The organism is Kribbella sp. (assembly GCF_035687465.1).
Lineage (GTDB): Bacteria > Actinomycetota > Actinomycetes > Propionibacteriales > Kribbellaceae > Kribbella.
Genome location: NZ_DASRXP010000717.1, coordinates 1 through 5,822 on the forward strand (window position 1 = coordinate 1; position 5,822 = coordinate 5,822).

The 5,822-nt window shown below is 66.7% G+C and carries 6 protein-coding genes; 5 read left to right on the forward strand and 1 reads right to left on the reverse strand.

Annotation, left to right across the window (positions count from 1 at the left end):
• A partial coding sequence (locus tag VFG33_RS39095) for a discoidin domain-containing protein (RefSeq protein ID WP_325058089.1) occupies window positions 1-337 on the forward strand: 337 nt, incomplete at its 5' end.
• Here VFG33_RS39095 and VFG33_RS39100 read toward each other — a convergent pair.
• Window positions 309-1,226, reverse strand: a complete 918-nt coding sequence (locus VFG33_RS39100; RefSeq protein WP_325058090.1) for a helix-turn-helix domain-containing protein — start codon at window positions 1,224-1,226, stop codon at window positions 309-311. The genes VFG33_RS39095 and VFG33_RS39100 overlap by 29 nt on opposite strands.
• Before the next feature lie 82 nt (window positions 1,227-1,308).
• On the opposite strand from VFG33_RS39100, the gene VFG33_RS39105 reads away from it, so the two are divergent.
• From VFG33_RS39105 to VFG33_RS39120, 4 genes are read left to right on the forward strand one after another with little or no spacing between them, the layout of a single operon-like run.
• Window positions 1,309-2,622, forward strand: a complete 1,314-nt coding sequence (locus tag VFG33_RS39105; RefSeq protein ID WP_325058091.1) for a glycoside hydrolase family 36 protein — start codon at window positions 1,309-1,311, stop codon at window positions 2,620-2,622.
• Window positions 2,615-3,559 (forward strand): carbohydrate ABC transporter permease, encoded by a 945-nt coding sequence (locus VFG33_RS39110; protein WP_325058092.1) that lies wholly within the window; start codon window positions 2,615-2,617, stop codon window positions 3,557-3,559. The genes VFG33_RS39105 and VFG33_RS39110 overlap by 8 nt, the downstream gene beginning before the upstream one ends.
• 10 nt (window positions 3,560-3,569) lie before the next feature.
• Complete coding sequence (locus VFG33_RS39115; RefSeq protein ID WP_325058093.1) at window positions 3,570-4,394, forward strand: carbohydrate ABC transporter permease; 825 nt, start codon at window positions 3,570-3,572, stop codon at window positions 4,392-4,394.
• A 9-nt stretch (window positions 4,395-4,403) separates the two neighbouring features.
• A complete protein-coding gene (locus VFG33_RS39120; protein WP_325058094.1) occupies window positions 4,404-5,735 on the forward strand; it encodes an ABC transporter substrate-binding protein in 1,332 nt (443 codons plus the stop codon).
• Window positions 5,736-5,822 lie beyond the last annotated feature (87 nt).

The following is a 5,822-nucleotide window of genomic DNA, read 5'->3' on the forward strand; positions in this document are numbered from 1 at the left end:
CATGTGGCACTCCGCTTGGAGCCCGTACGCCCCGCTGCCGCAGTACATCACTCTGGACCTCGGACAGCCCCGGGCGATCGAGGCTCTGGTGTACACGCCGCGCCTCGACGCCGAGGTGCCGAACGGCCGCATCTCGTCGTACGACGTCCAGGTAAGCACCGACGGAACAACCTTCCAGTCGGCGACCACAGGAACCTGGGACGGCACAGTCGACGCGAAGATCGCCCGCCTGCCAGCCGGTACTACGGCGCGCTACGTCCGGCTGATCGGTCTGGCCGGTGGCGCGAACTACGCCGCCGCGACCGAGCTCAATATTGCGCTGTCTCCGGGTTCCTGACGCTGCGGCGATAACTGGTCGGCGACAGACCGAAGCGCTGCCCGAACTGGCGGCTGAAGTAGTGCGGTGACTCGAAACCGACCGCGCGGGCGATCTGCGCGACGGACATGTCGGTCGCACCGAGCAACTCGGACGCGCGCTGCAGCCGCAGCCCGACCACGACGTTCATGATCGAGTCGCCCACCTGCTCCTTGAAGAGGTGGGCGAGCCGGGACACCGAGACCTGCGCGAGTCCGGCCAGGCCGTTCAAGGTGAACGAGCGGGCCGGGTCCGACGTCACCGCGTCCAGCACCAACTGGACCCGGGCGTCGAGCTGGCGCGTCCCCGTACGCAAGCTGCTCGTGGCGACGAGCAGGACCTCCTCGATGCCGTTCATGGTCAGCTGCACCGCGAGACTCTGCTCCAGCAGGTGCAACTCGGTGTCCCCGGTGGGCGAGAGGCCGGCCCGCTGGGCGTCGCGATGCAGCCGGGCGAAGGCCGACACCAGCCGGTCGGTCTCCGACGGCCGGGTCAGCCGCAGATAGGACAACCCGGGCATTGCCTGCGGCAACGACCACCAAGCATGCCACTCGCGCCGCGGCTGGAAGTGCGCCCACCAGGTCTCCCAGTAGGTGCCGACCGTGCCGTAGTCGTGCTCGGTGCCCGGACTGACCAGGACGAGGTCCCCGTGCCGCAGGGTCAGCCGGTCGGCACCGATCTGGAACTGGCCCGTGCCGCCGGCCGTGTAGAGCAGGTACCAGCTACCGACGCCGCCGGGGCGGACCACCCGGTAGTCGCCGCCGCTGTGGAAGTGCCCGGTCACGAGCTTGCTCGGCGGTGGAATCTCGCTGTAGAGCTCGATCAGCACCTGGGTAGCAAGATCGTGCTCGGAATCAGCAGGCTCTGTCATGGTGCACCCTTCGCGGAGGTCCCTAGATTACCCACAACCGCAGCAAGATCCTGCGCCTAACGACTGCCTGAAACGAGGAACCGTGGGCTTCACCACCGTCACCGAGCTCGAGTACGACGCCGCCACCGCCCGGGTTTACGAGCACGGCTGGCAGTCGTGGAGCCCCAGCGGCTGGTACTCGCTCGACGCCCGGCCGCCGAGGCCGACCGCGCCCAACCACCACGTGATGGCCTATCGCCCGGACGTCGAGGCGCGCGGCTTCCAGGGCGAGGGGCTGCTCGCCGTCTCCACCGGCGACGACGTGCTGGTGGTCGGCGCGACCACACCCGACCTGGTGCCGTCCATCCGCTGTGAGGCCCGCGGCGACCGTCTGGTGATCTCGGCCGACGACGAGGTCGAGCTGACCCGCAGTGCCCCGGCGAATGCCAATCAGGCCCTGGCCGACTGGGCCGACACTTTCGGCAGCTTCGACGTCCGGGTGTTCGGTCCGTCCTGGTGCAGCTGGTACGCGTACTGGGGCAAGGTGACCGAGCGGGACGTGATGGCGGAGGTCCGGCAGTTCGACGACCACGGGCTGAGCGTCGACCTGGTGTTGCTCGACGAGGGGTACCAGGCGGAGATCGGGGACTGGCTGACACCCCGCGACGACTTCGGTTCCACGGTGCGGCTGGCGGCGGACATTCGCTCCGGTGGCCGGCGGGCCGGAATCTGGGTGGCGCCGTTCCTGCTGGGCAGCAAGAGCGAGACCGCACGGCTGCATCCCGATTGGCTGGTTCCCGGCGTCACCGCCGGAACCAATTGGGGCCAGGAGCAACTAGTACTCGACGTGACGCATCCAGGAGCGGCGCGCCATCTCCAGGATGTCTTCACCGAGCTCTGCAGGCAGGGCTACGACCACTTCAAGCTGGACTTCCTCTACGCCGGAGCGATCGAAGGCCGACGGCACATCCCGCTGAACGGCATCGCCGCCTACCGGCACGGGTTGCGGCTGATCCGCGAGGCCGTCGGACCCAATCGGATCCTGCACGGCTGTGGCGCGCCGATCCTGCCGAGCCTCGGTCTGGTGGACTGCATGCGCGTCTCCCCCGACACCGATCCGCTGGTCGATCCGCCGTCCGGTGACATCAGCCAGCCGGGCCAGCGGGGCGCACGGTCGACCTCGGTGGCCCGGGAGTTCCTGCACGGCCGCTGGTGGGCGAACGACCCAGACTGCCTGATCGTCCAGCCCGACATCCAGGATCGCGAGCGCTGGGCCGAGCACGTCGAGAACGCGCCCGGACTCCGGATGTCGAGCGACCCGATCGGCTCGCTGGACCGATGGGGCCTCGATCGCACCCGGGAACTGCTCACCCCGAGCTCGGCCCGGCCGCATCCGCTGAAGGATCCCGATGCTTAAGTCCGAACCACGGTCGCACCACCCGCAGTACGGGCCGGACCCACGCTCGGCCGGCCGGGTGCTGCGCCGGCGGCAGGCGCTGGCCGGCTACGCGCTGCTCGCGCCCAGCATGGTGGGGGTGCTCGGCTTCCTGCTGGCACCCGTCCTGATCGTGATCGTGCTGAGCCTGTTCGACTGGAAACTGCTCTCCACCCCGGAGTTCATCGGCCTGGCCAACTACCGGGAACTGTTCAGCGACTCCGACGTCTGGCATTCCTTCCTGGTCACCCTGTACTACGTCCTGATCTGCGTGCCGGGGACAACCATCCTCTCGTTGCTCCTGGCACTGTTGGTCGACCGCAAGCTGCGCGGGATGAAGTATTTCCGGGCGCTGCTGGTGATCCCGTGGATGGCCACGCCGGTGGCGATGGGGTTGGTCTGGACGTGGATCTTCGACCCCGGCCGCGGCGCGCTGAACCAGTTCCTCGGTGTCTTCGGGGTCGACGGACCGGCCTGGCTGTCGTCGCCGCTGCTCGCGATGCCGAGTGTCGCCGCGGTGCACATCTGGCAGTTCGCGGGCTACAACATGCTGTTCTTCCTTGCGGGGTTGCAGAACATCCCCGGGGCGTTGCGGGAGGCCTCCGCACTGGATGGCGCCTCGCCGGTCGCCCACTTCTTCAGCATCACCTTGCCGCTACTGCGGCCGACGTTGCTGTTCGTCCTGATCACCAACGTGATCGGGTCGTTCCAGGCGTTCGACACGATCTTCGTGATGACCGAGGGCGGCCCCGGCGACAGTACGGAGGTCGCCACCTATCTCATCTACGACGAGGCGTTCCGCAAGTTCGACTTCGGCTACGCGTCCACCATCTCGGTCCTGCTGTTCGTGGTGATCCTGGTCGTCACGATCTCCCAGTTCATCTACTTCGAACGTCGCACGACGTACGACTTCTCCTGAGGTGGTGACGATGTCCAGAACACGCGTGCCGGTAGCCGTCCTGTGCTACGGAGTGCTGGTGGTCGGCTGCCTCCTCGCGATCTTCCCTTATCTGCTGACCGTGCTGACCGCATTCAAGGGCCCTGGGCAACTATCGGAGACTCTGCCCTGGGAACCAGGGCTGCCGCCGAGCGTCGCCGCCTTCGACCGGCTGTTCGCCTCGGGCTTCGGCGGTTACCTGGTCAACACGGTGCTGGTGACGGTGGGGATCACGATCGGGCAGGTTCTGTTCGCGGTACTGGCTGCCTACAGCTTCGCGCGGCTGTCGTTCCCGGGCCGGGATGCGTTGTTCTGGGTGTATCTGTCGACGCTGATGGTGCCGCCGGTCGTGACGATGATCCCGCTCTACCTGATGATGCAGGAGCTGGGACTCGTCGACACCTGGGCGGGCCTGATGCTGCCGACGATGCTCGGTACGCCGTACGCGATCTTCCTGCTCCGGCAGTTCTTCAGGACGATTCCGGCCGATCTCGAGGACGCGGCGCGGATCGACGGGGCAGGCCGGGTGCGGACGCTGGTGTCGATCGTGCTGCCGCTGTCCAAGCCGATCCTGGTCACCGTCACCACCCTCGCTGTGGTGGCCAACTGGAACAGCTTTCTCTGGCCGCTCATCATCACCAGCAGCGAGGACAAGCGACTGCTGTCCGTCGGCATCGCCCTGTTCAAGAGCGAGATCGGCGTGGACTACAACGCCGTGATGGCCGGCAGCCTGATCGCTCTCGCACCACTGCTGGTGCTGTTCATCTTCTTCCAGCGCTTCATCGTCCGCTCGGTCGCCGTCACCGGGCTCAAGTAGGAGGCTCTCATGTCACAAATCCTGTCTCGCCGGACGGTGTTACTGGGTAGCGCCGGTCTGCTCGGGCTGACCGCTTGCGGTTCCTCGGATGACTCCGGCGCGGGCGCCGGCGCCGGCGGCAAGGTGGAACTCGTGTACCGGCTTTGGGACGAGCAGCAAGAGGTCGGCTACAAGGCGGTGTTCGCCGCGTTCACGGCCGAGAACCCCAACATCACCGTCCGGATGGAGGTGCTGCCCTGGGACCAGTACTGGACCAAACTCACCACCGAACTGGCCGGCGGCAAGGCGCCCGACGTCTTCTGGCTGACGGTGGAGAACTTCCCGGACCTGGCCAGCAAGGGTGTCCTCGCTCCACTCGACGAGCTGATCTCCAAGGCTGGCCTGAAGCTGGACTCGTATCACCCGAACGTGGTCCAGTCATACAAGTTCGAGGACAAGCAACTCGGGCTACCGAAGGACATGGGCATCGTCGGGCTGCTCTACAACAAGAACCTGGTCGCCAAGGCGGGTATCACCATGCCGGACAAGCTGACCTGGGCGCCGGACGGCACGGGTAGCTTCATGGACGTGGCTCGCAAGTTGACCGTCGACAAGGCCGGTCTGACCTCGGCGCAGAGCGGCTTCGACGCCGGGGCGACCAAGCAATGGGGCTTCTGCTCGTGGAACCACAGCCAGACCCAGTGGCTGAACTGGATCGCGTCCAACGGCGGGAAGGCGATGGACGCGCCGTACGGGACCTTCGACTTCGCCGGGCAGAAGTCCGTCGAGGCGCTGCAGTGGGCCCGCGACCTGATCTTCAAGTGGCATGTCTCGCCGGACGGGACGCGGACCAACCCGCCGACCGGTCAGGCGACCGAGATGTTCTACCGCGGCGAGGTGGCGATGTTCCCGGCCAACAACGCGTTGCTGCCGTTCGCGCTGCCCGAGGTGAAGTTCCCGATCGGGGTCGCCTCGATGCCGGCCGGGCCGGTCGATCGCACGGTCGTGATCAACGGGCTGGCCGAGGTGATGTTCGCGAAGACCAAGCATCCCGAGGAGGCCGGGAAGCTGATCGCCTTCCTGGGTTCGGAGAAGGCGCAGAAGCTGATGGGCGACGCGGGTTACATCATTCCCGCGCTGAACGACGCCGGCGCCGGCTACGCGGCGTACTGGAAGAAGAAGGGCATCGACGTGCAACCGTTCCTGGACTCGGCCGCGGGCAGCACCGTGAACATGCCGATCGCCACCGGCTGGACCGCGAAAGTTGCCGAGATCAACAAGGCGGTCAACGACCTCTATCTCGACAAGGTCGAGGTCGCCAAGATCGCCTCGACGATGAACGAGATAGGAAATGACAAGTGAAAGAGCTCCTCGATTCGTCTGGCCTGGAGACCTCCGCCCTGCGCGCGCGGCTCGCCGAGGAGGGATATCTCTTCTTCCGTGGGCTGC